The organism is Mumia sp. zg.B21 (assembly GCF_019550855.1).
Lineage (GTDB): Bacteria > Actinomycetota > Actinomycetes > Propionibacteriales > Nocardioidaceae > Mumia.
The window spans coordinates 534,244-559,351 of sequence record NZ_JAHWCJ010000004.1 but is presented as its reverse complement, the minus strand read 5'-3'; the positions used below and the strand labels follow the sequence as shown (position 1 = coordinate 559,351).

At 69.9% G+C, this 25,108-nt stretch carries 19 protein-coding genes and 1 tRNA gene; 12 read left to right on the top strand and 8 right to left on the bottom strand.

The window, feature by feature from the left end:
* The first annotated feature begins 106 nt into the window (after positions 1 to 106).
* On the top strand, positions 107 to 1,936 hold the full coding sequence (locus KV100_RS17905) for a hypothetical protein (RefSeq protein ID WP_220344439.1): 1,830 nt from the start codon (positions 107 to 109) through the stop codon (positions 1,934 to 1,936).
* On the top strand, positions 1,933 to 3,147 hold the full coding sequence (locus KV100_RS17900) for an acyltransferase (RefSeq protein WP_220344438.1): 1,215 nt from the start codon (positions 1,933 to 1,935) through the stop codon (positions 3,145 to 3,147). The genes KV100_RS17905 and KV100_RS17900 overlap by 4 nt, the downstream gene beginning before the upstream one ends.
* Here KV100_RS17900 and KV100_RS17895 read toward each other — a convergent pair.
* Entirely contained in the window at positions 3,030 to 7,172 is a 4,143-nt protein-coding gene (locus KV100_RS17895) for an alpha-(1->3)-arabinofuranosyltransferase (RefSeq protein WP_220344437.1), read from the bottom strand. The genes KV100_RS17900 and KV100_RS17895 overlap by 118 nt on opposite strands.
* A complete protein-coding gene (locus KV100_RS17890; RefSeq protein WP_308289386.1) occupies positions 7,139 to 7,888 on the bottom strand; it encodes a class I SAM-dependent methyltransferase in 750 nt (249 codons plus the stop codon). Before KV100_RS17890 ends, KV100_RS17895 begins: the two co-directional genes overlap by 34 nt.
* A 90-nt stretch (positions 7,889 to 7,978) precedes the next feature.
* Between KV100_RS17890 and KV100_RS17885 the strand changes: the two genes are divergently transcribed.
* Positions 7,979 to 9,079 (top strand): glycosyltransferase family 4 protein, encoded by a 1,101-nt coding sequence (locus KV100_RS17885; RefSeq protein ID WP_220344436.1) that lies wholly within the window; start codon positions 7,979 to 7,981, stop codon positions 9,077 to 9,079.
* A gap of 11 nt (positions 9,080 to 9,090) precedes the next feature.
* Here the strand turns inward: KV100_RS17885 and KV100_RS19850 are convergent, their stop codons facing one another.
* A complete protein-coding gene (locus tag KV100_RS19850; protein ID WP_255559402.1) occupies positions 9,091 to 9,219 on the bottom strand; it encodes a hypothetical protein in 129 nt (42 codons plus the stop codon).
* 157 nt (positions 9,220 to 9,376) lie between these two features.
* Here KV100_RS19850 and KV100_RS17880 point away from each other — a divergent pair, with 157 nt between their 5' ends.
* Positions 9,377 to 10,261, top strand: a complete 885-nt coding sequence (locus tag KV100_RS17880; protein WP_220344435.1) for a decaprenyl-phosphate phosphoribosyltransferase — start codon at positions 9,377 to 9,379, stop codon at positions 10,259 to 10,261.
* A 35-nt stretch (positions 10,262 to 10,296) separates the two neighbouring features.
* Here the strand turns inward: KV100_RS17880 and KV100_RS17875 are convergent, their stop codons facing one another.
* Positions 10,297 to 11,841 (bottom strand): hypothetical protein, encoded by a 1,545-nt coding sequence (locus KV100_RS17875; RefSeq protein WP_220344434.1) that lies wholly within the window; start codon positions 11,839 to 11,841, stop codon positions 10,297 to 10,299.
* 94 nt (positions 11,842 to 11,935) lie between these two features.
* Here KV100_RS17875 and KV100_RS17870 point away from each other — a divergent pair, with 94 nt between their 5' ends.
* Positions 11,936 to 13,087 carry a lipopolysaccharide biosynthesis protein gene (locus tag KV100_RS17870; protein ID WP_220344433.1) on the top strand — a complete coding sequence of 384 codons (1,152 nt, stop codon included), beginning with the start codon at positions 11,936 to 11,938 and terminating at the stop codon, positions 13,085 to 13,087.
* A 15-nt stretch (positions 13,088 to 13,102) separates the two neighbouring features.
* On the opposite strand, the gene polA is transcribed toward KV100_RS17870, so the two are convergent.
* Both polA and KV100_RS17860 read right to left on the bottom strand, forming a co-directional pair.
* On the bottom strand, positions 13,103 to 15,817 hold the full coding sequence (gene polA, locus KV100_RS17865) for a DNA polymerase I (protein ID WP_220344432.1): 2,715 nt from the start codon (positions 15,815 to 15,817) through the stop codon (positions 13,103 to 13,105).
* Positions 15,818 to 15,886: 69 nt separating this feature from the next.
* Positions 15,887 to 16,498, bottom strand: coding sequence for a GNAT family N-acetyltransferase (locus KV100_RS17860; protein WP_220344431.1), 612 nt, complete (start codon positions 16,496 to 16,498; stop codon positions 15,887 to 15,889).
* A gap of 140 nt (positions 16,499 to 16,638) precedes the next feature.
* Between KV100_RS17860 and KV100_RS17855 the strand changes: the two genes are divergently transcribed.
* On the top strand, positions 16,639 to 17,385 hold the full coding sequence (locus tag KV100_RS17855) for a DUF554 domain-containing protein (protein ID WP_220344430.1): 747 nt from the start codon (positions 16,639 to 16,641) through the stop codon (positions 17,383 to 17,385).
* 12 nt (positions 17,386 to 17,397) lie between these two features.
* Here the strand turns inward: KV100_RS17855 and KV100_RS17850 are convergent, their stop codons facing one another.
* Positions 17,398 to 18,063 carry an ANTAR domain-containing response regulator gene (locus KV100_RS17850; RefSeq protein WP_220344429.1) on the bottom strand — a complete coding sequence of 222 codons (666 nt, stop codon included), beginning with the start codon at positions 18,061 to 18,063 and terminating at the stop codon, positions 17,398 to 17,400.
* 44 nt (positions 18,064 to 18,107) lie between these two features.
* On the opposite strand from KV100_RS17850, the gene KV100_RS17845 reads away from it, so the two are divergent.
* From KV100_RS17845 to KV100_RS17820, 6 genes are all read left to right on the top strand, one after another.
* A tRNA-Leu gene (locus tag KV100_RS17845) sits at positions 18,108 to 18,190 on the top strand.
* Between the two features lie 245 nt (positions 18,191 to 18,435).
* A complete protein-coding gene (locus KV100_RS17840; RefSeq protein ID WP_308291474.1) occupies positions 18,436 to 19,653 on the top strand; it encodes a branched-chain amino acid ABC transporter substrate-binding protein in 1,218 nt (405 codons plus the stop codon).
* A gap of 82 nt (positions 19,654 to 19,735) precedes the next feature.
* Positions 19,736 to 20,710 carry a branched-chain amino acid ABC transporter permease gene (locus tag KV100_RS17835; RefSeq protein WP_220344427.1) on the top strand — a complete coding sequence of 325 codons (975 nt, stop codon included), beginning with the start codon at positions 19,736 to 19,738 and terminating at the stop codon, positions 20,708 to 20,710.
* Positions 20,707 to 21,879: a branched-chain amino acid ABC transporter permease gene (locus KV100_RS17830; protein ID WP_255559403.1), complete on the top strand. Its 1,173-nt coding sequence runs from the start codon at positions 20,707 to 20,709 to the stop codon at positions 21,877 to 21,879. Before KV100_RS17835 ends, KV100_RS17830 begins: the two co-directional genes overlap by 4 nt.
* Entirely contained in the window at positions 21,876 to 22,754 is an 879-nt protein-coding gene (locus KV100_RS17825) for an ABC transporter ATP-binding protein (RefSeq protein ID WP_301022375.1), read from the top strand. The genes KV100_RS17830 and KV100_RS17825 overlap by 4 nt, the downstream gene beginning before the upstream one ends.
* Positions 22,755 to 22,761: 7 nt before the next feature.
* The gene (locus KV100_RS17820) at positions 22,762 to 23,469 is read left to right on the top strand and encodes an ABC transporter ATP-binding protein (protein WP_255559471.1); all 708 of its coding nucleotides are present in this window, start codon (positions 22,762 to 22,764) and stop codon (positions 23,467 to 23,469) included.
* Between the two features lie 86 nt (positions 23,470 to 23,555).
* Here the strand turns inward: KV100_RS17820 and pyk are convergent, their stop codons facing one another.
* Positions 23,556 to 25,013: a pyruvate kinase gene (pyk, locus tag KV100_RS17815; protein WP_220344425.1), complete on the bottom strand. Its 1,458-nt coding sequence runs from the start codon at positions 25,011 to 25,013 to the stop codon at positions 23,556 to 23,558.
* Between the last annotated feature and the right edge of the window lie 95 nt (positions 25,014 to 25,108).

The following is a 25,108-nucleotide window of genomic DNA, read 5'->3' as shown; positions in this document are numbered from 1 at the left end:
CCCAGCGGCACGCCGTCTACAACGATTCGGCAAAGCCGGTTATCGTGCCGCGGGCGAGCCCGGAACCGTGGCAGTCGAGAATGTGGCCGCGGCTACACTCCGTGCGGTGAACACTCTCGCCGCGGACACCAGCCGCGCGCTCCGAAGCTGGATCCCCTCGGACGTCTCCCGCACCCAGAAGGTGACGGCAGTCGCTCTCACGCTCATCGCCGCACAGCTGGCGCTGCGGACCTGGGTCGTCTCCGACAGCTGGTTCTTCGAGGACGACTTCCACTTCCTCAGCGACATCGCGGCCGGGGAGGACGATCTCGCCTGGTACTTCCGGCCCCACAACGTTCACTTCATGCCGTTGAGCTTCGTGCTGGTCAAGATGGTCACCTGGGCCGGCCCGTTCGCGTGGTGGGTGGCTGCCGTCCAGACCGTCGTGCTCCAGGCCGCGGCCAGCCTGAGCTGCTGGTGGATGCTGCGCAAGCTGTTCGGCGACCGCCCCGCGATGCTGATCCCGCTGGCGTTCTACCTGTTCTCGATCTTCAGCATCCCGACGCTCACCTGGTATGCGGCGATGATCAACCAGCTCCCGCTGCACACCTGCATCTTCCTCGGCGTCGCCGCCCACGTGGCATACCTGCGGACCCGGCGCTACCGCTGGGCGCTCGTCGCGACCGCCCTCACCGCTGTCGGGCTCCTCTTCTACGTGAAGGCGATCGCACTCCCGATGGTCTTCGGCCTGCTCGCGGTGCTGTATTTCGCCAGCGGCCGGCCCGTGCGGCGGTTCGTCGCGGTGGTGCGCCGCTATTTCTGGGGCTGGTTGACGTACGCGGCGCTCGGCGCGGCCTACCTCGCGATGTACTGGGTCCGGATGCCCCGCTCGGACGCCGGCGAGACCGACCACGCCGCGCTCGCGCAGTCGATGCTGGTCGACGTCCTCGGCACCGGGCTGACCGGCCTCAGCTGGACGTGGGCGCTGCTGGGGCAGGGCCCACGGTCGATCAGCGTGCCGTCGACGCTCCTGGTCTCGCTCTCATGGCTGATCGTGGTCGGCATCTGGGGCTATCTCTATGCGACCCGCACCCGGGCGCTGCGTGGTCTGGTGATCGCTGTCCCCTACCTCCTGCTGACCTACGCGATCCTCGCGGTCGGCCGTTCCGGGACCTTCGGGGACGTCGGCCGGGAGGTGCGCTACCTCTCCGATGCCACGGCCGTCCTCTGCCTGGTCCTGGCGCTCGCGATCATGCCGCTGCGCGGCGCGGTGGAGTCGTCGGAGCCTCGTGACCAACCGCTGGTGAACGCCTCGCTGTCGCGAGGTGCGGTGCTCGTGATCGTCTCCGGGTACGTCGCGGCCTCGGTCTGGTCGTCGATCACGTACGCCCGGCCCTGGCACGACACCAACCCGACGAAGGACTTCGCTCTGACGGCGATCGACGAGATCACGAAGGCCGACCGGCCGGCGTTGCTCGACGCGCCCGTCCCCGAGGCCGTGATGTGGTCCGTCAATGCGCCGTACAACCTGCCCTCGCGCATGTTCGCACCGCTGGGCGACGTGTTCACCACTCCCGACCAGGGCAACGACCTGGAGACCTTCACGGCCCAGGGCATGCTCGAGCCGGCAGAGATCGCCTCCGGGACCACCGCGCTCCCCGGCCCCGACGTCGGCTGCGGATACTCGCTCAAGGGGGACGACGCCCCGGTCGTGATCCCGCTGGCGAGCGCCACCTACGACTTCCCCTTCTGGATGGCGATCGGCTACCTCGCAGGTCAGGACGGGTACGCCGCGGTGTCAGCCGGTGACAACGCGTACCGTGTCCACCTGGAGCGCGGCCTGCACACGCTGTACCTGCGGACCGACGGCTCGTACGACCGCCTCACCATCGACGCAGGTGGGGCCAACGTCTGCGTGGACCGGGTGGCCGTCGGCCCGGTGGAGGTGAAGCCGTGAACGACCGGATCGACGAACGCGAGCAACCGCAGGTCTACCCCGTGCTGGACAGCCTGCGCGCGGTCGCCTCCATCTTCGTCGTCGCGACGCATGTGGCGTTCATCGCCGGCTTCTACACCGAGGGACAGCTGGGCGCGCTCACGGCTCGCCTCGACGTCGGCGTCGCGATCTTCTTCGTGCTCTCCGGGTTCCTGCTCGGACGTCCGTTCCTGGCCGCGATGGCAGACGGCAGGTCGCTCCCGTCCACCGGGCGCTACCTGTGGAAGCGCGCCCTGCGCATCCTCCCCACCTACTGGATCGCGGTGATCGCCGCGATGCTCCTGCTGGACGAGAACGACGGTGCCTCGTTCGGCGAGTGGGCGAAGGCCCTCACGATGACGACGCTGTACGGGACGCAGCCGTTCCCCTACGGCCTCGCACAGATGTGGAGCCTCGCGGTCGAGGTGAGCTTCTACCTGGCGCTCCCCGCTCTGGCGTGGGTGGTCGCCCGGACGCTGTGCCGCAGTCCTTGGACGGCGCGCGACCTGATCTCGTGGACCATGGTGCTCGTCTACGTCAGCGTCGGGTGGCTCATGATCGGCTACACGCTGGTCGACGCCGACCTGATCTTCGCCCACCAGTGGCTGCCCGGCTATCTGAGCTGGTTCGCCGGAGGGATCGTCCTGGCGATCGCGTCGCTACCCAGCACCGACGGCAAGATCGTCGCCCTGGTGCGTCAGCTCGGCCGAAGCCCGTGGACGTGCTGGGCCACGGCGGCGGCGCTCTTCGCGGTGGCCTCGACGCCGCTCGCAGGACCGGTCACGCTCGATGTGCCGACCGCGGGCGAGGGGGTGGTCCGCAACCTTCTGTACGCCCTGATCGCCACCCTGATCATCCTGCCGGGCGTCTTCGCCCCCGAGACCTCCGTGTTCTCGAGGATCTTCTCGGTGAGCTGGATGCGGCACCTCGGGCAGATCTCCTACGGCATCTTCTGCATGCACATGACGATCCACTTCCTCATCTTCGAGTGGCGCGGCATGGAGCTCTTCCAGGGCCGTGGCCTCGAGCTGTTCGTGCTGACGCTCGCTGCCAGCATCGTGGTGGCCGAGATCATCTACCGCGCGGTCGAGGTGCCCTCGCTGCGCCTGCGCAACCTCGGCCGCCGACCGACCACGCCTCCCGCGACGACCGACGAGGCGAGCAGCCCGAGCGAGCAGACGACCAGCAGCTGAGGCCACCCCCACTCCCCGGCCCAGCCATCGCCGGACCCCCACGGGCGGACGACGTAACCGGCGGCCGCGACTGCCACCGGCAGTCCCGTCGCCCAGGCGAGGATCTCCGGCGAAAACCGCCGGATGCCAAGGCCGACGACCAGCCCGCCCAGCGCGACCAGCACTCCCGTCGTCCCGGCGAGCAGCCCGACCACCACGCCGGTCGCCACCAGGACGGGCAATGCCCAGACCTGTCGGCGGCCGCGCTCAGGCGGAAGGCTGCTCCGTCGCCTGCGCATCAGCAGCACCGACACCAGCAGGCCGAGGAAGGCCACAGCGCCCGCCAGGAGCCCGGCGCGATACGCCCCGCTCGGCCCGAACTCGAGCGACAGGTCGCCGGTGCCGGCAGGCACGACCCATCCCTGTTGCCACCCGTTCACCTGGACCGACTGGTAGCCGTCACGCGCCCGCCAGCCTGCGTTCGTGTTCTCCGCGACCGTGACGAGCCGGTCACCGTCGCTGTCGGCACCGTCCAGCGAGACCGACCGCTCCGTCTTGCCCCACGACGACGCGGTCGCCGGTGACGCCTGAGTCGTGGTGCCGAGCGAACCCAGCACGAGCGAGGTCGGACGGAAGGCGTCGTTGCCGACGACCCGGATCCGGTGGTTCCCCTCGGCGAGGTCGACCGTGCGGACCCCGCACAACGTTGCCGAGACCGGTCCGCCCTCGAGGATCTCTGCCGCCGTGGCGGTCACCCGCGTCGGGATGCGCTTGCCGTCCACCTCCACGGTCGGTCCACTTCCACACTTGCCGATCGGGGCGTCGTCGCGCGGTCGCTGCGGGTAGAGCTGGAACCGGCCAGGCAGCTCGGCCTCGCTCACGCCCACTGGAAGGGGCTCGGTGAGGCCGAACGCGTCCGCACTCGAGCGAACGTCGGTGCGGCCGAAGTGGATCTCGATGAACTCCGTGGCTACCGGCGTGAAACGTGCGAGGCCGTCGCGGAACGTCACGTCCTGCGACGTGCCGTCGGAGAAGCGCAGCGTGGCCTCCTGCGGCACCGACGCCGCCAAGCGCCGGCTCGTCTCGACCCGCAACCGCGACAGCCGCCGCTCCCCCACCCACCGGAGTGTCAAGGTGGGATCGAGGTCCTCGGCTGCTGCGATCCATCCCGTCGCGGGGTCACCGTCGATCGTCTGTGCGGCGCTGTTGCGCGCGTCCTCGACGGCGTACGAGCTGACGCTGGCGCCTGCGAGGCGACCGGCCTGAACGAGCGCGTCGAGCCCTGCGCCACCGGCCGGCTCCACCGTGAGGGACGGCTCGTACGTCGCCGCCTCGTTCAACGTGAGCTCCCGGTCGAGCGTACGACCGTCCTCTCCCCAACGCTGCTGACCCTCGACGCACCGCGTCGCGCCCTTGACGACCAGGCAGCCCGAGCGGTCCGCCTGGTCGACGGCCATCACGATCTGCTCCGGAGCACCCCAGCTCTCGGCAAGCCGCGGCATGACCAGCGGCCGGGACAGCTGCAACCCAGGGACCTCGACCTCGCTGAGCGTCAGCGGGTCGAACGCGGAGGCTCCGCTGCTGATCCGCAACCGCCGGGTCGCCCCCTCGGGGAGCGAGACATCCACCGACACCCCCGGTTGGAGCCCCGCCTCGACGGTGCCGGCGTCGGTGTGCACCGTGACCGTGCGCTGACGCTCCGCGCTGCTGTCGAGGGTGAGGCGCACCCGCGGAATGTCGGTCCTCCCGCTCAGCCGCATCTCGATCCACGACGTCCCGGTGTCACCGGCGCCGGCTTTCCACGCCGTCAGCGGGTCGCCGTCGAACGCCGACCACGGGTGCTGGCCCGGCACGAGGGCACCCGGCGCGTTCGCGTCGGACTGCGACGAGGACGCGGTGATGCTCTGCGCGCCTTCCAGGCGCCGTACGGAGACGTGTTCCTCTTCGGGACTGACGCGATAGTCGTGGACTGGGCGGTCCAGGGTGAACGGTTCGTCTGCGGTGAGTGACGCCGACCTGTTCTGCTCCGCACGGCCGAACGCCGCCTCCTGGCGGCGGGCGCCGTCGGTGAGGACGACCCGCTCGGGCACCTCACCAGACGCGACGTCGTCCGCGAGCACCGCGGCACCGAGCCCGTCGCCGATCTCGTCGAGCGTCAGCAGCGACGCCGGGCCGCCGGCCACGACCGCCGTGCTGTCCGCGTCCTGCACGGTCACAGGGCCGGCGTCGTCCTCGCCGACGTTGAAGATCTCGACCGCCGCGCGCTCGGCCTGCCAGCCACCGGCGACCCAGACGGGTCCGCCGTCCTCCCCCGTGACGAGCGGTTTGCTGCCGAGGGTGGGCCCGAACTGGGCGGCCAGGGTGATCTCCGGTGTGGAGGCGAGCGTCGAGTACACCCGCGTGGTGTCGGTGTGCTCGGTACCGAAGCCGAGGTCGTTGCGGACGACGAGGTGGCGAACCCCGGCTCGCTTCAAGTAGCGCAGGAAGCCCGCCGAGCCTTCGCCACTGGCCAGCTTGCGCTCGATCGCGTCGAGCGTGCGGATGTTGCCGCCCGGCACCAGAGGGATCGCGTTGCGCGTCGCCCAGGGCGTGCGGGCGAGCGGCTGGAGCACGTCGTCGCCGGTGCTGCCCCAGAGGTAGTCGCCGAACGAGGCAGCCGGGACCACGAGCGCACGCTGGTCGGAGTCCTGCTCGGCGAGCCAGTCGGCCGCCTCCTCCCAGTACCCCGGGACGCTCTCGTAGGTGCCTCGGTTGGCGATCTGGCCGGTCCAGGCGGGCACCGTCGCGCCGAGCACCGCGACGACGCCGAGCACCGCGACGCCCAGCCGCATCGCCCGGTCGCTCTCGCGGTTGCGGGCGGCCGCGGTGGCCAGGCCCGAGATCAGGTGGGCGAAACCGAGCACCAGCGGGATGCGGATCAACAGGTCGAACTTGTGGGTGTTGCGCAGAGGTGAGAGCACTCCGTCCAGGACGGACTGGAAGGTGGCCGACCCCCACCCGTCCACCGTCCCGGTGTGGCCGAGCGTGACGAGCACCAGTCCGAGCAGGAGCCCACTCACGAGGAAGCGACGGTACGGGGTTCCGCGGCGGGCGAGGCCGACCAGCCCGAGCGCCACGACGACCGCGCCGTTGGCGATCAGTCCGATCGAGCGGACCAGCTCGTTGCCGGCGAGGGAGTCGGTGTCGACGTAGGGAACCCAGTTGCTGGTCCCCCGCAGAGCGTCGAAGACGGTGGCGGCGAAGGTGGTCGTCGACGCGCTCTCGATGTAGTCCAGGAAGGGCGGGCTGTACTGGCCCAGCACGAACAGCGGGACCAGCCACCACAACGTGCCCATCAGCACGAAGACCGGCCACCAGATCATCATCGCCCGTCGGCGCGGGCCTCCCGGCGCGAGCAGCAGCCACAGGGCACCAAGGGGGATCACGGCGAACGTCGCCACGGCGTTGACACCGCCGACGCAGGCGACCGCCAGTGCGCTGAGCGCCGCCATCCGGCGCGGGTCGGCCCGACGCAGCCCGAGCACGAGCGGGACCAGCACCCACGGCGCGAGCGCCATCGGCCAGACCTCGATCGAGCTCGGCCCGATCACGCTGAGGATGCGGGGTGAGAGGGCGTACGCCAGCCCCGCCACGATCCGAGCCCACGGTGCGCCGATCTGCATCGCCGCGCAGAGCTTGACGATGCCGAGGAACGCCGTGACCAGCAGCAGCGACCACCACAGTCGTTGAACGATCCACGGCTCGATCTGCACGAGGTCGCCGAGCAGGAAGAAGGGCCCCATCGGGAAGAGGTAGCCGTACGCCTGGTTCTGGACCTGGCCGAACGCCCCGATGGGGTCCCACATGGTGAGCGCTCGTCCAAGGAAGCCGGCGGGGTCGACGACGAGGTCGAGCTTGGTGTCGGTGAGGACCCGTCCCGGCGCCTGCACGAAGGCGAGGGCGAACAGCCCGAGACTGACCGCGAGCAGGCGGAAGCGCCAGGCGAGTGTCTGGGCCGACCGTGTCGAGGGAGTCAGCGCTTGCGGAGCACGATCGCGAGATTCCACGTCGTCACCTCCCGCAGCACCGGTACATGCAGGGTCCACCACGCCCACCGCGGGTGGTAGCGCGGGATCAACGCCAGCACCTCCGCCTCGGACTGGGTGCGGGCCCAGCGCATGCCCGCGCCGGCGGTGACGGGGAACAGCGAGGTGCCGAAGTCGTTCTTGGGCCGCTTGCCGTGCGTACGCGCATAGCGGTCGGCGGCGCGGTAGCCGCCCAGGTAGTGCCAGGGCGCCGTCTCGTGACCACCCCACGGCCCGAACCAGAGGGTGTACGACAGGAAGACCAGACCGCCGGGCCGTGTCACCCGCAGCATCTCGTCAGCCATCGTCCAGGGCTCGGGCACGTGCTCGAGCACGTTGGACGAGTATGTGACGTCGAACGCGCCGTCGCGGAACGGGAGCGACATTCCGCTGCCGATCACCGTGCCGGGCTCGGGGTCGCCGAGGCCGGACAGCTCACCGAGGTCGGAGTCGAGCGGCGTGTATGTCGCCCCCACCGCCCGGAACGCCTTCGCGAAGTAGCCGGGCCCGCCGCCGACGTCGAGCACGCTGGCGCCCGTGAGGTCGGCGTACTGCGCCAGCTGCCCCACCGAGTCCGCCGCGAGCATCCCGTAGAAGTGGTCGGGATCGGTCTGCTCGACCCTGTGGGCGCGGAAGAGCTGGACGGACCGGCCCAGCGTCGGGCGCGAGGTCGGGGCGTGGAGGGGCGGTGCAGTCACGGCGCCGACGATATCCGACGGCCACGAGCGCGCAGTGACGTACCTAACTCGCTGGTAACCTGGGCCGCTCTTGGGAGGGAGAACACCTGTATGTCCACGAGCCACGTGCTGATCTGCAACTGGCGCGATACCCGCAACCCCGAGGGTGGCGGCTCCGAGCGTTACGTCGAGGAAGTCGCGCGCGGCCTCGCCGCGCGCGGCCACCGGGTCACGCTGTTCTGCGCAGCGCACCCGAACGCCTCTCGCGACGAGATCCGCGACGGGGTCCGTTTCGTCCGCCGCGGCGACAAGATGGCGGTGTACGCCTTCGCGCTGCTAGGGCTGCTGCTGCGCCGGTTCGGTCGGATCGACGTCGTGGTGGACGTCCAGAACGGACTCCCCTTCTTCACCCGGCTCGCGACCCGCAAGCCCGTCGTGGTGCTGGTGCACCACGTCCACCGCGAGCAGTGGCCGGTCGTCTACCCGGGGTTGATCGGCCGGATCGGCTGGTGGATCGAGTCGCGGCTGGCACCCCGGCTCTACCGACGCTCACGCTATGTCGCGGTCTCGACGGCGACCCGCGACGAGCTGGTAGCGCTCGGCGTGGACGCCGAGCGGATCTCCATCGTGCACAACGGCACCGACCCCACGCCGGTCACTCACGCCCGGCGCAGTCTCCACCCCTCGATCTGCGTGGTCGGCCGGCTCGTCCCGCACAAGCAGGTCGAGCACGCCATCGACGCGGTCGCCGAGCTGACCGAGATGCCCGACCTGACGGTCACCGTGGTGGGAGACGGCTGGTGGGAGGAAGAGCTCCGGGCGTACGCCCGCGCGCGCGGCGTGGCCGACCGGGTGGTGTTCACCGGGTTCGTCGACGAGCGGACCAAGCACGAGGTCTACGCGAGCTCCTGGCTGATGGCGCTCCCCTCGCTGAAGGAGGGCTGGGGCCTGGTCGTCGGAGAGGCCGGGTCGCACACGACGCCGACCGTCGCCTACCGCTCGGCGGGCGGCACCCAGGAATCCATCGACCACGAGGAGTCCGGCGTGCTCGTGGAGGATCACGCCGAGTTCGTGGCGGCGGTACGCCGGTTGCTCACCGACCACGAGTACCGCACGCGCCTGGGCAAGGGTGCCTACGAGAAGTCGCTGATGTTCACCTGGGACCAGACGCGAGAAGGCTTCGCCAGTCTCCTGGCGAAGCCTTCTCGGTGAGAGCTAGTCGGTCAGCCGTTGTTGCCGTACTCGACGACCTGAGTGGTCGGCTGAGTCGGGTTGTCGTCCGCACCCGAGGTCTGCACAATGCCCACGACGGTTGCCGCCCCGAGCCCGGCGCCGACGATGATGGCAGCCACACCGCCAAGAAAACTACTCACGTGTTCTTCCCTCCTGAAGTCCGAGCCGCCAGGTTACCAGTCAGTCGCAGCCGATGACCAACGTCACACCCACCGGCACGTCACCATCGGGACCGAGGCCCTCGGGTCGCAGGGGATCCTCTAGTGTGAGCCCACCATGAGCACGACCACACCCCGCCGATCTCAGGTGGCGAGCCTGCTCGCGACCACCCGCCCCCGTCAGTGGCTGAAGAACGTCATCGTCGTGACGGCGCCGCTCGCGGCCGGAATCCTCGCCCAGCCGGACGTCCTCGGCCGGGTCGCGGTCGCGCTGGTCGCGTTCATCATGGTCTCGGCGGCGGTCTACCTCATCAACGACGTCTGCGACGCCGAAGAGGATCGCCGTCACCCGGTCAAGTCGGCACGTCCGGTCGCGGCCGGCGAGGTCACGCCGGCGGCCGCGCTCGGGCTGGCGGTGGTGCTGACCATCGTCGGCGTGGGCATCGGGTCCTGGCTGACCTGGGAGCTCGGCCTCACCCTGGCTGTCTACGTCACGCTCCAGGTTTCGTACGCGCTGTGGCTCAAGCACATGGCCGTGATCGACCTCGCCGTGGTCGCGTCGGGGTTCCTGCTGCGCGCGGTCGGCGGTGGTGTGGCGACCGGTGTCGCCCTCTCACAGTGGTTCCTGCTGGTCGCCGCGTTCGGGTCGCTCTTCATGGTGGCGGGCAAGCGCTACTCCGAGTTCCATGCCCTCGGCAGCCAGGCCGGGACCCGCCGCTCGCTCACGCTCTACTCCGAGTCGTACCTGCGCTTCGTCTGGGGTCTGGCCGCGAGTGTCACGATCACCGCGTACTGCCTGTGGGCCTTCGAGATCGCGCCCGAGTCGGGCATCCCTTGGCAGACCATCTCGATCGCGCCGTTCGTGCTCGGACTGCTCCGCTACGCCGTGGACATCGACCGCGGGCTCGCGGGTGAGCCGGAGGACATCGTGCTGCGCGACCGGGTCCTGCAGTCGATCGGCGTCGTCTGGCTCATCACCTTCGCCCTCGGCGTCCTCGGGTAGCACACTCCGTTCGGTCGCTGGTTCGAGCCGCGCCGTCACGGCACTGCATAGACCGTGAGGTCGTCGCCGGTGAAGACGGGGGTCAGGCTGTTGCGGAGGCTGTCGAGATCGTCGGCACCGTAGGCGTCCTCCTCTACCAGGACCAGGCCGATCCCTTCCGCCCTCAGAGCGGCGGCCGGGTCCGGCGAGTCGAGAGCGCGAGCGGCGGCGCGTGCCCGCGGGTTCTCCCCCGCGATCACCTCGCCGGAGACCACGAGGTCGTCGTTGACCACGGTCTCGCGCGGGAAGTAGCGCCCGGCCGGGTCGAGGACGACACGCCCGCCGTTCCAGGCCGGGGCGCGGAATGCACTGAACGGCAGCACCAGCAAGTCCCCGGCAACGTCGCTGTCGGCGATGGCTGCACGGGCCTGCTCCCACTCTGCGGGGTACGACACCGCCTCGAGCCGCCCGCCCGCGCCCCAGGCCAGATCCGGCATCACGGCGATCGGGAGCAGGACGGCGACGGCCAGCACGCTCCAACGGGCGACGCGCTCGCGCAGGCGTCGTGTGAGCGCTTCGACGCCGGCGGCGACGAGGACGGCCTGCAGCGGCGCGAGCAGGGCGAGATAGCGCGCTCCGTCACGCAGCAGACCTGCGCCCGGCACGTTCTCCACCAACCAGCCGAGCAGGTCCGGGGCGAGCGTCCCGAGAAGGGCGATCGCGAGCCCCACCGCCGCCGCGGGGACCAGCGCGACGACCATCGTCCGCCGTCGCGGACGGCGCCAGGCGGCGACGGCACCCACTGCCATCACTGCCCACAGCAGCAGACAGAAGACCGTTGCGGTCGCCAGGCCCCGCGATGACGGGACGACGTCGGCATTCCAGATCCCCCCGAGGCTGAGCGCGGCGCCGAGCCGCCCGAGGCCTGCCTCGGCCTGCAACGCGAACGCCGCCACGCCGGCGGCATCGCTGCGTCCGCTCGCCGAGTGGGCGAACCCGGCCACGATCCAGGGCAGGTTCAGCACCAGCGCGAGCAGCGCACCCCGGCCCCATCGCCGGCCGCAGACAGACACCGCAAGCACCGCGCCGATCATCCCTGAGGCCGGCGACAGCGCGGTCGCGGCGAGCGGCACGACGAGCCGCCACCACCGCATCCGCTCGCCCGCGCGCACCTGCAGGCAGGCCACGACGAGCCAGGGCAGCGCCGCGTAAGCCACCAGCAAGGGCCAGTGGCCGATGACGAGACGCTCCGCGACGTAGGGGTTCCAGACGAACCAGGTGGCACCGGCGAGCTGGGCGCCGAGGCCGAACCGCTCCAGCAGCCGCATCGCTCCCACCCCGGCGAGCAGCAACGAGCCGAACAGCACCGCCTTCTGGAGCAGCCAGCCAGGGACGATCAGGTTGAGGACCGCGACGACGGCGTCCGAAGGCACCGCTCGGGGGGTCGCCGACCCGAGCCCCCACACGTCCGCACGGCCGACATCCAGGCGCGGGACGAAGACCATGTCGTACGACAGCACGTAGCCGCCGACGAGCATCGGGGCGCAGATCAGCAGCGCCATGGCCCACGGCCAGGCGCGCCCCAAACGACGTCGTCCCATCACGCATGGTTATATCGGGTCCGTGTCTGGGCCCCCCGCTGAACCGTCCCGCGCGCCCGCCAACGTCAGCGCCGGCGGGAGGATCGCGGTGGCCATGACGGTGCAGAACGTCGGCGCGTACGGCTTCACGCTGCTTGCGGCGCGACTGCTGGTGCCGTCGTCGTTCGGCGCGCTCACCGCACTGCTCGGCGTCATCCTCGTCGCCAACGTCGCCTCGCTGGCGGTGCAGACCACGACCGCGCGCCGGATCTCGGTCGACCCCGGCAGCGCCGAGCGGGTCGCTGGGACCGCCACGGCGGCCTCGGCCGCGCTCGGTCTGGGCGTCGGGCTCGTTCTGGTCGTGCTCAGCCCTGTGCTGTCGAGCATCCTCCAGCTCGACTCGGTCTGGCCGGTCGTGCTGTGCGGGGCCGCGGTCGTTCCGTTGACGCTGATGGGCGCCCTTGCGGGCATCACCCAGGGCCAGCACCGCTGGAAGGCACTGTCGGCGATCTACATCTCGAGCGGCGTCGGCCGAGCGGTCTTCGGCACCGCCGCGATGGCGATCAGCGCCACCCCCACCGCCGCGGTCGCCGGGATCATGGTGGGCGCCTGGCTGCCGGTGCTGGTCTGCCTGCGGTACCTGCGGCCGGGCAGGCTGTCGGGAGCGCGCAACTACCTGTGGGAGGTCACGGTCGGCTCCCACGCCATGCTCGCCTACCTGGTCCTGAGCAACCTGGACGCGCTGCTGGCCCGGGTCGCCCTGAGCCCGCACGACAGCGGGTTGTACGGCGCCGGCCTGATCCTGACCAAGGCCGCGCTGTTCCTCCCCCAGTTCGTCGGCATCGTGGCGTTCCCGCGGCTCGCCCGGGCCCGTCCTGAACGGGCGCGCCGGCTCGCGACCGGCGCCGTCGCAGTGGTCGGCCTGTGTGCCACCGCGGCCACCGCGGCGATGCCGTGGCTCGCCCTGGTGCTGGTCGGCGGCGACCAGTACGCCGAGGTGAAGCCCCTGCTGTGGCTGTTCGCGCTCGAGGGCTCGATCCTCGCCATCGTCCAGCTGCTGGTCTTCGACGCGCTCGCCCGCCGCTCGCACGGCATCGTGGCGGTGCTGTGGGTCGCCAGCGGGATCGCCGCCGGCGTGATCCTGGTGGCTCCGTTCCACGTCGCGGGCATGGTGATGACGATGGCCATCACGGCAGCCGTCGTCGCAGCGGCGGCTTGGTACCTGTCCGGCCGCACGCCCGAGCTGGTGCGATCGCCGCGCCCCTGAGCCGGCGGTGCCGCGCTAGTGGCCGGCCTCGTGCCAGGACCGCCCCACACCGACGGACACGTCGAGCGGGACAGCGAGGGTCGCAGCTGCCGCCATCTCGGCGCGGACGAGCTTCTCGACCTCGTCCCGCTCCCCCGGCGCCACCTCGAGCACCAGCTCGTCGTGGACCTGGAGCAGGAGCCGCGACGCCAGCCCCGACTCCCGCAGGGCCCGGTGCACGCCGAGCATCGCGACCTTGATGATGTCGGCGGCCGATCCCTGGATCGGGGCGTTGAGCGCCATCCGCTCGGCCATCTCGCGACGCTGACGGTTGTCGCTGGTGAGGTCGGGGAGATAACGCCGGCGACCCATGATGGTCTCCGTGAACCCGGTCCGGCGGGCTTCGTCGACCACGCCTCGCAGGTAGTCGCGCACGCCGCCGAACTGAGCGAAGTATTCGTCCATGAGCGCCTGGGCCTCACGGGTCTCGATGCCCAGCTGCTGGCTCAGGCCGTACGAGGAGAGCCCGTAGGCCAGGCCGTAGTTCATCGCCTTGATCCGTGAGCGCATGCCCACGTCGATCGACTCCGGGTCGACCTGGAACACCCGGGCCGCGGTCTGCGTGTGGAAGTCGGTGCCGGAGTTGAAGGCGTCGATGATGCCGTGGTCCTCCGACAGGTCGGCCATGATTCGCATCTCGATCTGGCTGTAGTCGGCCGTCAGCAGCGTCTCGAACGCCTCGCCGACGACGAACGCCTCACGGATCCGGCGCCCGGCAGCCGTGCGGATCGGGATGTTCTGGAGGTTGGGGTCGGCCGAGCTGAGTCGACCGGTGGCGGCGATGGTCTGGTTGTAGGTCGTGTGGATGCGACCGTCGGGCGCCACCGTCTTGCGCAGGCCCTCGACCGTCACCCGCAGCCGGGTGGCGTCGCGGTGCTCGAGCATGTGCAGGAGGAACGGGTGCTCGGTCTTGACGTAGAGCTGCTGCAGGGCGTCGGCGTCGGTCGTGTAGCCGGTCTTGGTCCGCTTGGTCTTGGGCATGCCCAGCTCGTCGAACAGGACGACCTGCAGCTGCTTGGGCGAGCCGAGGTTGATCTCCTTGCCGATCACCGCGTACGCCTCCTCGGCGGCGGTGCGGACCCGCGTGGCGAACTCGTCCTCGAGCGACTCGAGGGCGTCGCCGTCGACCGCGACCCCGACCTCCTCCATGTCGGCCAGCACCTGGACGAGGGGCAGCTCGACGGTGTCGAGCAGCGTGCGCCCACCCTGCTTGTCGAGCTCGGCGTCCAGCGCCGAGCCGAGCTCGACGACGGCGGCCGCCTGGAGCATCGCGTCCTGCGCCGCGGCGTCGTCGGCTACGTCGAGGGTGAGCTGGTCGCCGTGGTCCTCCACCCGCAGCTCGCGCTTGAGGTAGCGCAGCGCGAGGTCCTCGAGGTCGTAGGAGCGCTGGTCGGGTCGTGCGAGGTAGGCGGCGAGCGCGGTGTCGCTGGCGATCCCGTCCACGGCCCATCCCTGCGCCCGCAGCGCGAGGATCGGCCCCTTGGCGTCGTGGATCACCTTGGGCCGGTCGGCATCGCCCAGCCACGACGCGACCGCGGTGTCGTCGGCCGGTGTGAGGGTGGAGACGTCCCACCAGGCGGCAGCGCCCTCGGCGGTGGCGACGGCCAGGGCATCGACGCGCCCCGTGCCGCGCCCCCAGGCGCCGCTCACCTGGACACCGACCCGGACGCCGGGAGGCGCGTGCTCGGCCAGCCAGGGGCCGACCTGGCCCTCGCCGAGCACCTCCCCGGCCACCTCGAAGCCCTCCTCGGCCTCCGGCTCCTCGGTCGAGAGCGTCTCGAAGAGGCGGTCGCGCAGCACTCGGAACTCCAGCCCGTCGAAGACGCGGTGGACGGCATCGCGGTCCCACTGCTGCAGGCTGAGGTCGGCCGTCGTGACGGGGAGGTCGAGATCTCGGACCAGGGCGTTGATCCGACGGTTGCGCACGACGTCGCCGAGGTGGTCGCGGAAGGACTGCCCCGCCTTGCCCGGCACCTTGTCAGCGTCGCGGACCAGGCCCTCGAGGCCGTCGAACTGGGCGAGCCACTTGGCCGCCGTCTTGGGACCGACGCCGGGGACGCCGGGGAGGTTGTCGCTGGTCTCGCCCACGAGTGCGGCGACGTCGGGATAGCGCTCCGGGGCGACCCCGTACTTGTCCTGGACCGCCTGCGGCGTCATGCGCGCGAGGTCGGAGACGCCCTTGCGTGGATAGAGGACGGTCGTGCGGTCGGTGACCAGCTGCAGGGCGTCGCGGTCGCCGGTGCAGATGAGCACCTCGAAGCCGTCCTGCTCGGCGCGCGTCGCGAGGGTGCCGATGATGTCGTCGGCCTCGTAGCCCTCGAGCTCCAGATAGGTCACCCGCAGCGCGTCCAGCACCTCTTTGACCAGGGCTACCTGGCCGCTGAACTCCTCCGGCGACTTGGAGCGGTTGGCCTTGTACTCGGCGTACTGCTCGCTGCGGAACGTCTGCCTGGACACGTCGAAGGCGACCGCGAGATGGGTCGGCTGCTCGTCGCGGAGCACGTTGATCAGCATCGACGTGAAGCCGTAGACCGCGTTGGTGTGCTGTCCGGTGGTGGTCGAGAAGTTCTCGACGGGGAGCGCGAAGAACGCGCGGTAGGCGACGGAGTGACCGTCGATGAGGAGCAGACGGCCGTTGTCGACCGTTGCGTCGTCGGCCGGTGCGGTGTCAGCGGTGCTGGTCGAATCCACGCACCGACTCTAACGGGCGCGGCAGACAGCGTTCGTCCGGCCGACCGGCCCCTCCCTCGACCGACCGGCTCAGTCGCCGGCGGGGACCGCGGCGAGCTCCCCGCGCGTACGGCGCAGCGACCGGCGCACGGCGATCAGGCGCCCCGTGCCCCGGCTGGCGCCCGTACGGCCGACGGCGCGCGCCCTCAGGACCCGCACTTTCGCGGCACGCACGGTGGCGTAGTGGCCGAACCCGAGCCGGGTGAGGAAGCGGTGCGCGTCGCGCGAGTCCGACGGCGCCCACGCGTACACCAGCGAAGAGTCGACCTGCTCGGCCCAGTCCACCGCGACGTTCATCAGCGCGCAGGCGACGCCCTTGCGGCGGAAGCGCGGGTCGACGTGCAGCTCGCTCACGACGACGACCGTCCGAAGGTGCAGCGGCGTCGCCGGGGACAGGTCGACGTGGATGGCGCCGACCACCCGGTCACCGAAGACCGCCACGCACAACCGCCGAGACGTGGAGTCGCCCACGAGGGTCAGCGCCTGCCGCGCCTCGTCCTCCGAGGGTTCCTCCCACGCGGCCACGACCTGTGTCGGGTCGGCGAGCGCAGCGCCCTCCGCGACGCAGACCGACCAGAGGTCGATCAGGCTGCGGGCGTCACCGGGGACTGCCTCACGGACCTCCATCTGAAGGCGCGCCACCACTCCTCCTCCTGCGAGCGGCGGCCCGCGACTCGTGCTCCGGCGGGCGAAGGCCCGCACCGAGCGGCATGGTGTCGAGTTCGGAGTGAAACACTACGCCGTGGCGGAGCCCGCTGTCAGCGGGCTGGGGAGGGAGACTCGTGTTCGTCGGAGCAGGAACGGTCGCCAACGTGGTCGCCGTCCTCGTCGGGTCCGGGATCGGCCTGCTCGTCGGCAACCGTCTGCCGGCCCGCACCCGCGTCGTCGTCACCGACGGGCTCGGCCTGGTGACGCTCCTCATCGCCGGGCTCTCGGCCGTCGCCGTCACCGACCGCGTCCTGTCCGACGCCGTCGGCCCGAGCGCGCCCGTCCTCATCGTGCTCGGTGCGGTCGTCATCGGCGGGCTGATCGGGTCGCTGCTCCGCCTCGAGCACCGTCTGGAGAGCTCGGGCACGTGGCTCCAGGGCCGTCTCGGCGGATCGGACGACGAGGGGGCGCGGGCACGGTTCGTCGAAGGCTTCGTCACCGCGTCACTCGTGTTCTGCGTGGGGCCGCTGACGATCCTGGGAGCCCTCACCGACGGTCTCGGCGGGGGTGCCGAGCAGCTCCTCCTCAAGTCCGCGCTCGACGGGTTCGCGGCGATCGCGTTCGCCGCATCGCTCGGGGTCGGCGTGATGGCAGCGGCCATCACCGTCGGGGTCGTCCAGGGCGGCCTCACCGTGCTGGGGGCGCTCCTGGGGTCCTTCGTGCCCGAGCCGCACGTCGTGGCGCTCACCGCCACCGGTGGCGTCCTCCTCGTCGGCGTGGGCCTGCGGCTGCTCAACCTCAGATCCGTCGCGGTGGGCGACATGCTGCCCGCGCTCGTCGTCGCGCCGCTGCTCGTCCAGTCGGTGGTCTGGCTGCGCTGACGACCGTCGGGCCTACTCCCGCGCGTCGTCTGCGGGTCCGGCAGCGCCGTCGGCGACCGCCGCACCACCGAGGGTGGGTCCGTGCTCCACGACGCCCTCGGCCACGGCACGCATCGGCAGACGCAGGTCCATCGCGGTCTTCTGGATCCACCGGAACGCCGCCGGCTCGGACACCCCGAGAGCCTCCTGCAGCAGTCCCTTCGCCCGCTCCACCGCGCGACGCGTCTCGAGCCGGTCCTCCAGGCTCGCCACCTCGGCCTCGAGGGCCGCGACCTCGGCGAACCGGCTCACGGCCATCTCGATCGCCGGGACGAGGTCTGCCTTGCTGAAGGGCTTGACGAGATAGGCCATCGCGCCCGCGTCCCGGGCCCGCTCGACGAGCTCGCGCTGGCTGAAGGCGGTCAGCATGACGACGGGCGCGATCCGCTGCGCCGCGATCCGCTCGGCGGCCGAGATCCCATCGAGCTTGGGCATCTTGACGTCCATCACGACAAGGTCCGGACGAAGCTCCTCGACGAGGGCGACCGCCTGCTCGCCGTCGGCCGCCTGACCGACGACCTCGACGCCCTCCTCGGCAAGCATCTCGGCGAGGTCGAGGCGGATGAGGGCCTCGTCCTCCGCAATGACGACGCGACGGACGGGAGAGGGACTACCAGGGGTGCTCTGCGCAGATGTCACATGAGTAAGGTTATCCCGCGCCTGCCGGTGTCCGACGGGCGCGAGCCGGGTTGGCGGAATGGTAGACGCGGTGGTCTCAAACACCACTGTCCGAGAGGGCGTGCGGGTTCGAGTCCCGCACCCGGCACACCTCCCTTCGCGAGCGCACCGAGAAATCTCCGAGCACCATGCGTCCCTGACGCTCGCCCTCGCCCAAGATCGTTGACCGGGACAACCGTGTCGTAAGGGATTCCAACCGTTTCATAACGGCTTGCCATCATCGGGCTGCGAACGCCCTCGGCTGTGCTAAAACGATGCAGTTACTGCATGGGACGCACCACCCCCGCCCTCGGCACTTCCGGGGCCGGGCACGACGAATCGGAGGACACCACCGTGTCTCGTTCCACGAAGGCGCTCGCGCTCGCCGCAGCGCTGGCCCTGGCCCTCGCGGGCTGCGCCAACAACGACGATGGCGACAACGGCGACGACAACAACAACGCCGCTCCCGAGCTCGAGGTCCAGACCGCAATCGACGCCCCGGACGATGCCGTCACCCCGGCCGGCGATGGCAAGGCGGAGTGCCCGGCGACGACCACGCTCGCCTACCTCGGCGCCGAGACCGGCCCCAACGCCCAGCTGGGCATCAACATCCTCAACGGCGTCCAGCTCGCGATCAACGAGCACAACGAGGCCAACCCGAACTGCCAGGTCAAGCTGCGCAAGTTCGACACCGAGGGCGACCCGAACAAGGCCACCGGCCCGGTGACGCAGGCGACCAACGACGAGAACATCATCGGTGTCGTCGGTCTCCCCTTCTCGGGTGAGTCCAAGGCCACGGGCAACATCTTCGAGCAGGCCGGACTCGTCCACATCACGCCGTCGGCGACGAACCCGCTGCTGACGACCAACGGCTGGACGACGTTCTTCCGCGGTCTCGGCAACGACAACGTCCAGGGCCCGGCCGTGCCGGTGCTCGCCGAGAAGCTCGGCGCCGACAAGGTCTACGTCGTCCAGGACGACTCCGACTACGGCATCGGCCTCGCGACCTCCACGAACAAGGCGCTCGGTGACGCCCTCGTCGGCACCGACAAGGTGACGACGGGCCAGAAGGACTTCTCGGCCACGATCTCCAAGATCCTCGCCGCGAAGCCGGACGCGGTCTTCTACTCGGGCTACTACGCCGAGGCGGCACCCTTCAACCAGCAGCTGGTGAGCAAGGGCTACAAGGGCATCTTCATCGGCCCGGACGGCGTCAAGGACGACCAGTTCGTCAAGCAGGCCGGCGACGCCTCGAGCAACGCCTACTTCACCTGCCCGTGCATCCCCGGTGAGCTGATCACCAGCTTCGCCGACGCCTACAAGGGAGTCTCGAAGGGTGTCGACCCCGGCACCTACTCGGTCGAGGGCTACGACGCCACGACCGTGCTCCTCGCGGGCATCGATGCCGGCAACACCGACCGCGCCAAGCTGAAGGACTGGGTCAAGAACTACGACGCCCAGGGCATCAGCAAGACCTTCAAGTGGGACGAGACCGGTGAGCTCACCGAGCTTCCCGTCTACGGCTACAAGGTGCAGGACGGCAAGATCGTCTCGGTCGGCGTGATCGAGTAACAACCGACTGCCCAACGGAGGGGGTCCGTCTGATCCAGACGGGCCCCCTTTCTGCCCCTTCCGACTCCCAAAAGGAGCCCTAGTGGACCAGTGGATCACCCTCGACTGGGAGGCACTGGGCGCGAACTTCTGGAGCGCGACCGTCGACGGACTCACGTTCGGCGGCATCTACGCACTCGTCGCGCTCGGGTACACGCTCGTGTACGGCGTTCTCAACCTCATCAACTTCGCGCACTCCGAAGTCTTCATCGTCGGTGCGTACGCGATCGTCTTCACCCTCACGTCCCTCGGCTTCGGCCCGTCCGTCCCGAACCTCGCCTGGTACGCGATCGCAGCGAACCTGCTGCTGGCGGTGGTCTTCGGCATGCTCGCGTCCGCCATCACAGCCTTCATCGTCGAACGGGTGGCCTACAAACCACTGCGTGACAAGGGCGCGCCACGGCTCGTCTTCCTGATCTCCGCGATCGGCATGTCGTTCGTCATCCAGTACCTGATCTTCGTCTGGCGCGGGCCCAACCCCGAGCCGTCGGTGATCATGTTCGAGAACAAGGCGATCTTCGACATCGGCGGGACGCTGATCTACTTCGACTCGATCCTCATCGTGAGCGCAGCGATCCTCATGATGATCCTGGTCGACCAGTTCATCCGGCGGACCAAGCTGGGTCGAGGCATCCGCGCTGTCGCGCAGGATCCCGACACGGCCACCCTCATGGGCGTGAACCGCGAGCGGATCATCATCAGCACGTTCATCATCGGTGGCCTCCTCGCCGGTGTGGCAGCGCTCTTCTACGTCATGAAGGTGCCGTCGGGCGTCCTCTACCTCGGTGGCTTCCTCCTCGGGGTCAAGGCGTTCACGGCGGCAGTCCTCGGCGGCATCGGCAACGTCCGGGGAGCACTCCTCGGCGGGCTGCTGCTCGGACTGATCGGCAACTACGGGCAGATCCTGCTCGGGAGCGCGCAGTGGACCGACGTCGTCTGCTTCGTCGTCCTGATCGTCGTCCTGATGGTCCGACCGGAAGGCATCCTCGGGAGCAACCTCGGAAAGGTGAGGGCATGAGCACCGGTACGCCGATGGGCGGGGCCTCGGAGTCCCAGGCCCGCGCCGACGAGCTGGTCGAGGAGACGACCAAGCCGTCCCGCCTGCGAGGTCTCTCGTACTGGTGGAACCATCTTCCGCGCACGGGTCAGTGGGGCTTCCTGCTGATCGCCGTCGCGGCGGCCTTCGCGCTGCCGCTGGTCAACATCCCGCTGATCACCACCGAGCCCGGCAACAACTGGCCGCTCGCCTGTGCCGAGATGGCCCGTTACGCCCTCGTCGCGATCGGCCTGAACGTCGTCGTCGGCCAGGCGGGCCTCCTCGACCTGGGCTACGTCGGCTTCTTCGCCGTCGGTGCCTACGTCGCCGCTCTGTGGACGTCGCCGGACTCCACGCTGGTGCACATCCCCTACCTCCTGACGCTGCCGCTCGCGGCCATGGTCACGGTGGTGTTCGGGGTGCTGCTCGGTATCCCCACGTTGCGGCTCCGCGGGGACTACCTGGCGATCGTGACGCTCGGCTTCGGCGAGATCATCCGCCTGCTGGCGACGATCATCCCGGCGCTGAAGGGCCAGGTCGGCTTCCAGAACGTGGGTCGCCCGCCGGGCCAGGACGCGGACGGCAACGACGTGTTCGTCAACAGCGCCGGCGCGCCGTGGTACTGGCTGACGATCACGGTGATCATCGTCATCATGATCGCGCTGGGCAACCTCGAGCGAAGCCGTGTCGGACGCAACTGGATCGCCCTGCGTGAGGACGAGGACGCCGCCGAGATCATGGGCGTCCCCACCTTCCGCTTCAAGCTGTGGGCGTTCGGGATCGGCGCCGCCCTCGGCGGCGGCGCAGGTGCCATCGCGGCCGGTCAGATCGGCTTCGTCAACAACCAGCGGTTCGACGTCCAGATGTCGATCATGTTCCTCGTGGCAGTCGTCCTCGGCGGCCAGGGCAACAAGTTCGGAGCGATCATCGGCGGGGCGCTCGTGGCCTACATCCCGCTGCGGTTCACCGCGATCGCCGAGTACAAGTACCTCATCTTCGGTGCCGTGCTCGTCGTGCTGATGATCTTCCGGCCGCAGGGTCTCTTCGGCAAGCGTCCCCACCTGCTCACGTTCGAACGCCGAGCGCACAAGCGGATCGCGAACCTCTCCGAGGCTCCCTCCGCTCCGGCCACGAAGGAGGCAGGACAGTGACCGACAAGCTCACTCCCCCGTCGGCCACCCCGAAGCCGGACGCCCCGCCGCCGCTCGACTCCGAGGTGGCCCAGCTCGCTGCTCCGGAGCGCGAGATCGCCGTCGAGGTCGGGGACAAACTGGTCGAGATCCAGAACCTCACGATGCGCTTCGGCGGACTCACGGCGCTCGACGACGTGTCGTTCGACATCAAGCGCGGAGAGATCCTGGGTCTCATCGGTCCCAACGGTGCCGGCAAGACCACGTGCTTCAACGCGATGACCGGCGTCTACCGCCCCACCGAGGGCCAGGTGCTCCTCGAGGGCGAGGCGATCGGCCGACGCAAGCAGCACAAGATCACGAGGCTCGGCATCGCGCGGACCTTCCAGAACGTCCGCCTGTTCGGCGAGATGACGGCTCTGGAGAACGTCGTCGTCGGTCTCGACGCCCGGCACAAGGTGGGTGTCTGGGGCTCGCTGTTCCGTACCCCGCGGCTCTACCGCGAGGAGAAGGAGGCCATCGACCGCGGCATGGCGCTGCTCGAGTTCGTGGGCATCGCCGACAAGGCGATGGACCAGGCGAGCGCTCTCCCGTACGGCTACCAGCGCCGGCTCGAGATCGCCCGCGCGCTGGCGACCGACCCCAAGCTGCTGTGCCTGGACGAGCCGGCGGCAGGCTTCAACCCTGCCGAGAAGGAAGAGCTCATGGAGCTCATCCGGACCATCCGCGACGACGGCTACACGGTGCTGCTCATCGAGCACGACATGCGGCTCGTGATGGGGGTGACCGACCGGATCGTGGTCCTGGAGTTCGGCAAGAAGATCGCCGACGGGCTCCCCAAGGACATCCGTAACGACCCGACGGTCATCGCCGCCTACCTCGGAGAGGAAGACTGACGTGGCGTTGCTCGAGATCAACGACGTCTCTGTCCACTATGGACGCATCCAGGCGCTGCACGGCATCTCGCTGACGGTCGACGAGGGTGAGATCGTCACCCTCATCGGCGCGAACGGTGCCGGCAAGACCACGACGATGCGCGCGCTCGCCGGGCTGCTGAGCCTGTCCTCCGGCACCGTGATGTTCGAGGGCGAGGACATCTCCAAGCTCGCGGGCCACAAGCGCGTCGTGCGTGGCATCTCCCTCACGCCGGAGGGTCGAGGCATCTTCCCCGCGATGACGGTGCGCGAGAACCTCGAGATGGGGACGTACGCGCTCAAGGAGCGTGACACGGTCAACGAGAGCTTCGACCGGGTCTTCGACCTGTTCCCTCGGCTCAAGGAGCGGGAGACCCAGGCGGGAGGCACGTTGTCCGGCGGCGAGCAGCAGATGCTCGCCATCGGGCGCGCCCTGATGGGCCGACCCAAGGTGCTGCTGCTCGACGAGCCCTCCATGGGACTGGCGCCGCAGTTCATCCGGCAGATCTTCTCGATCATCTCGCAGGTGAACGAGCAGGGCATCACGGTGCTGCTCGTGGAGCAGAACGCCAACCAGGCGCTCAGCCGTGCCGACCGGGCGTACGTGCTGGAGACGGGACGGATCACGCGCTCGGGCACCGGCCCCGAGCTGCTGGCCGACCCGGCCGTCAAGGAGGCCTACCTCGGCGTCGCCTGAGCGCCGTCGCCGTACGACGAAGCCGGCCCACTCCCTCTCGGGGTGGGCCGGCTTCGTCGTGGCAGGAGTCCGCGCGCGCGGCGACGCTAGTCGCGGACGAGCCGTGTCGTGTACGCCGGGGAGATGCCCTTGATCGCGTCGCCCATCCGGTGGATCCGCAGGGCGTTCGTGGAGCCGGCGATCCCCGGCGGGCTGCCGGCCACGATGACGACCTCCTCGCCCTCCGAGCACTGACCGATGGCGAGCAGCGCACGGTCGACCTGGAGCACCATCATGTCGGTGTGCTCGACCTCGGGCACCAGGAAGGTCTGGACTCCCCACGACAGCGCGAGCTGGTTGCGGACGACCGGGTCCGGGGTGAAGGCGAGGACCGGCACCGTCGACCGGTAGCGGGTCATGCGCCGGGCGCTGTCACCCGACGTCGTGAACGCGCAGAGATATCTGGCACCGATGCTCTGTGCCACACCCGCCGCCGCACGGCCGATGACGCCGCTGCGGGTCCGGGGGTCCCAGTGGTACGCCGCCATCCGCGGGAGCCCGTGCTCCTCGGTGCTCTCGACGATCCGCGCCATCGTGCGGACGGTCTCCATGGGGAACTCCCCCACGCTCGTCTCGCCCGACAGCATCACGGCGTCGGCACCGTCGAGGACGGCGTTGGCGACGTCGGAGGCCTCGGCTCGTGTCGGCCGCGGAGCCGAGATCATCGACTCGAGCATCTGCGTGGCGACGATCACCGGCTTGGCGTTGCGCCGAGCCTTCTCGACGATCAGCTTCTGGACGATCGGGACGTCCTCCAGCGGCAGCTCGACACCGAGGTCGCCTCGCGCGACCATGATGCCGTCGAAGGCATTCATGATCTCGTCGAGGTTCTCGACGGCCTGGGGCTTCTCGATCTTGGCAATGACCGGTCGGCGGACGCCCACCTCGTCCATGATCGCGCGGACGTCGTCGGCGTCCGCGCCGTGGCGGACGAACGACAGCGCGATGAAGTCGACGCCGGCGCGCAACGCCCACCGGAGGTCGTCACGGTCCTTCTCGGAGAGAGCGGGCACGCTCACGCTCACGCCAGGCAGGTTGATGCCCTTGTTGTCGCTGAGCAGGCCGGGCACCTCGCACTCGGTGACGACGTCCTTGTCCGTCACCTCCGTCGCGCGCAGACGCACCTTGCCGTCGTCGATGAGGATCGCGTCGCCCGGATTGACGTCGCCGGTCAGCCCGGCGTACGTCGTCGAGCACCGGTGCTGGTCACCGACGACGTCCTCGACGGTGATCGTGAACGAGTCACCGACCGCGAGCGGCACCGGCCCGGAGCCAAACCGACCGAGGCGGATCTTGGGGCCCTGGAGGTCGGCCAGGATCGCGATGGGCTCCCCGTGTACCTCTGCGGCGTTGCGGATCCAGGCGAACGAACGATCGTGGGTCGCGTGGTCGGCGTGGCTCAGGTTGAGGCGGGCGACGTTCATGCCTGCTTCTGCCAGCTCGAGGATCTTCTCCTCCGACCAGACGGCGGGACCGATGGTGCAGACGATCTTTGCTCTACGCACCACTCAACCCTAGAGCGCACCCCCAGGACCACGCGACCCGACCCGCGATATTTGTTGTTCGAAAATCAGAATTCTGTCGAAAGGCGGCCCCACGG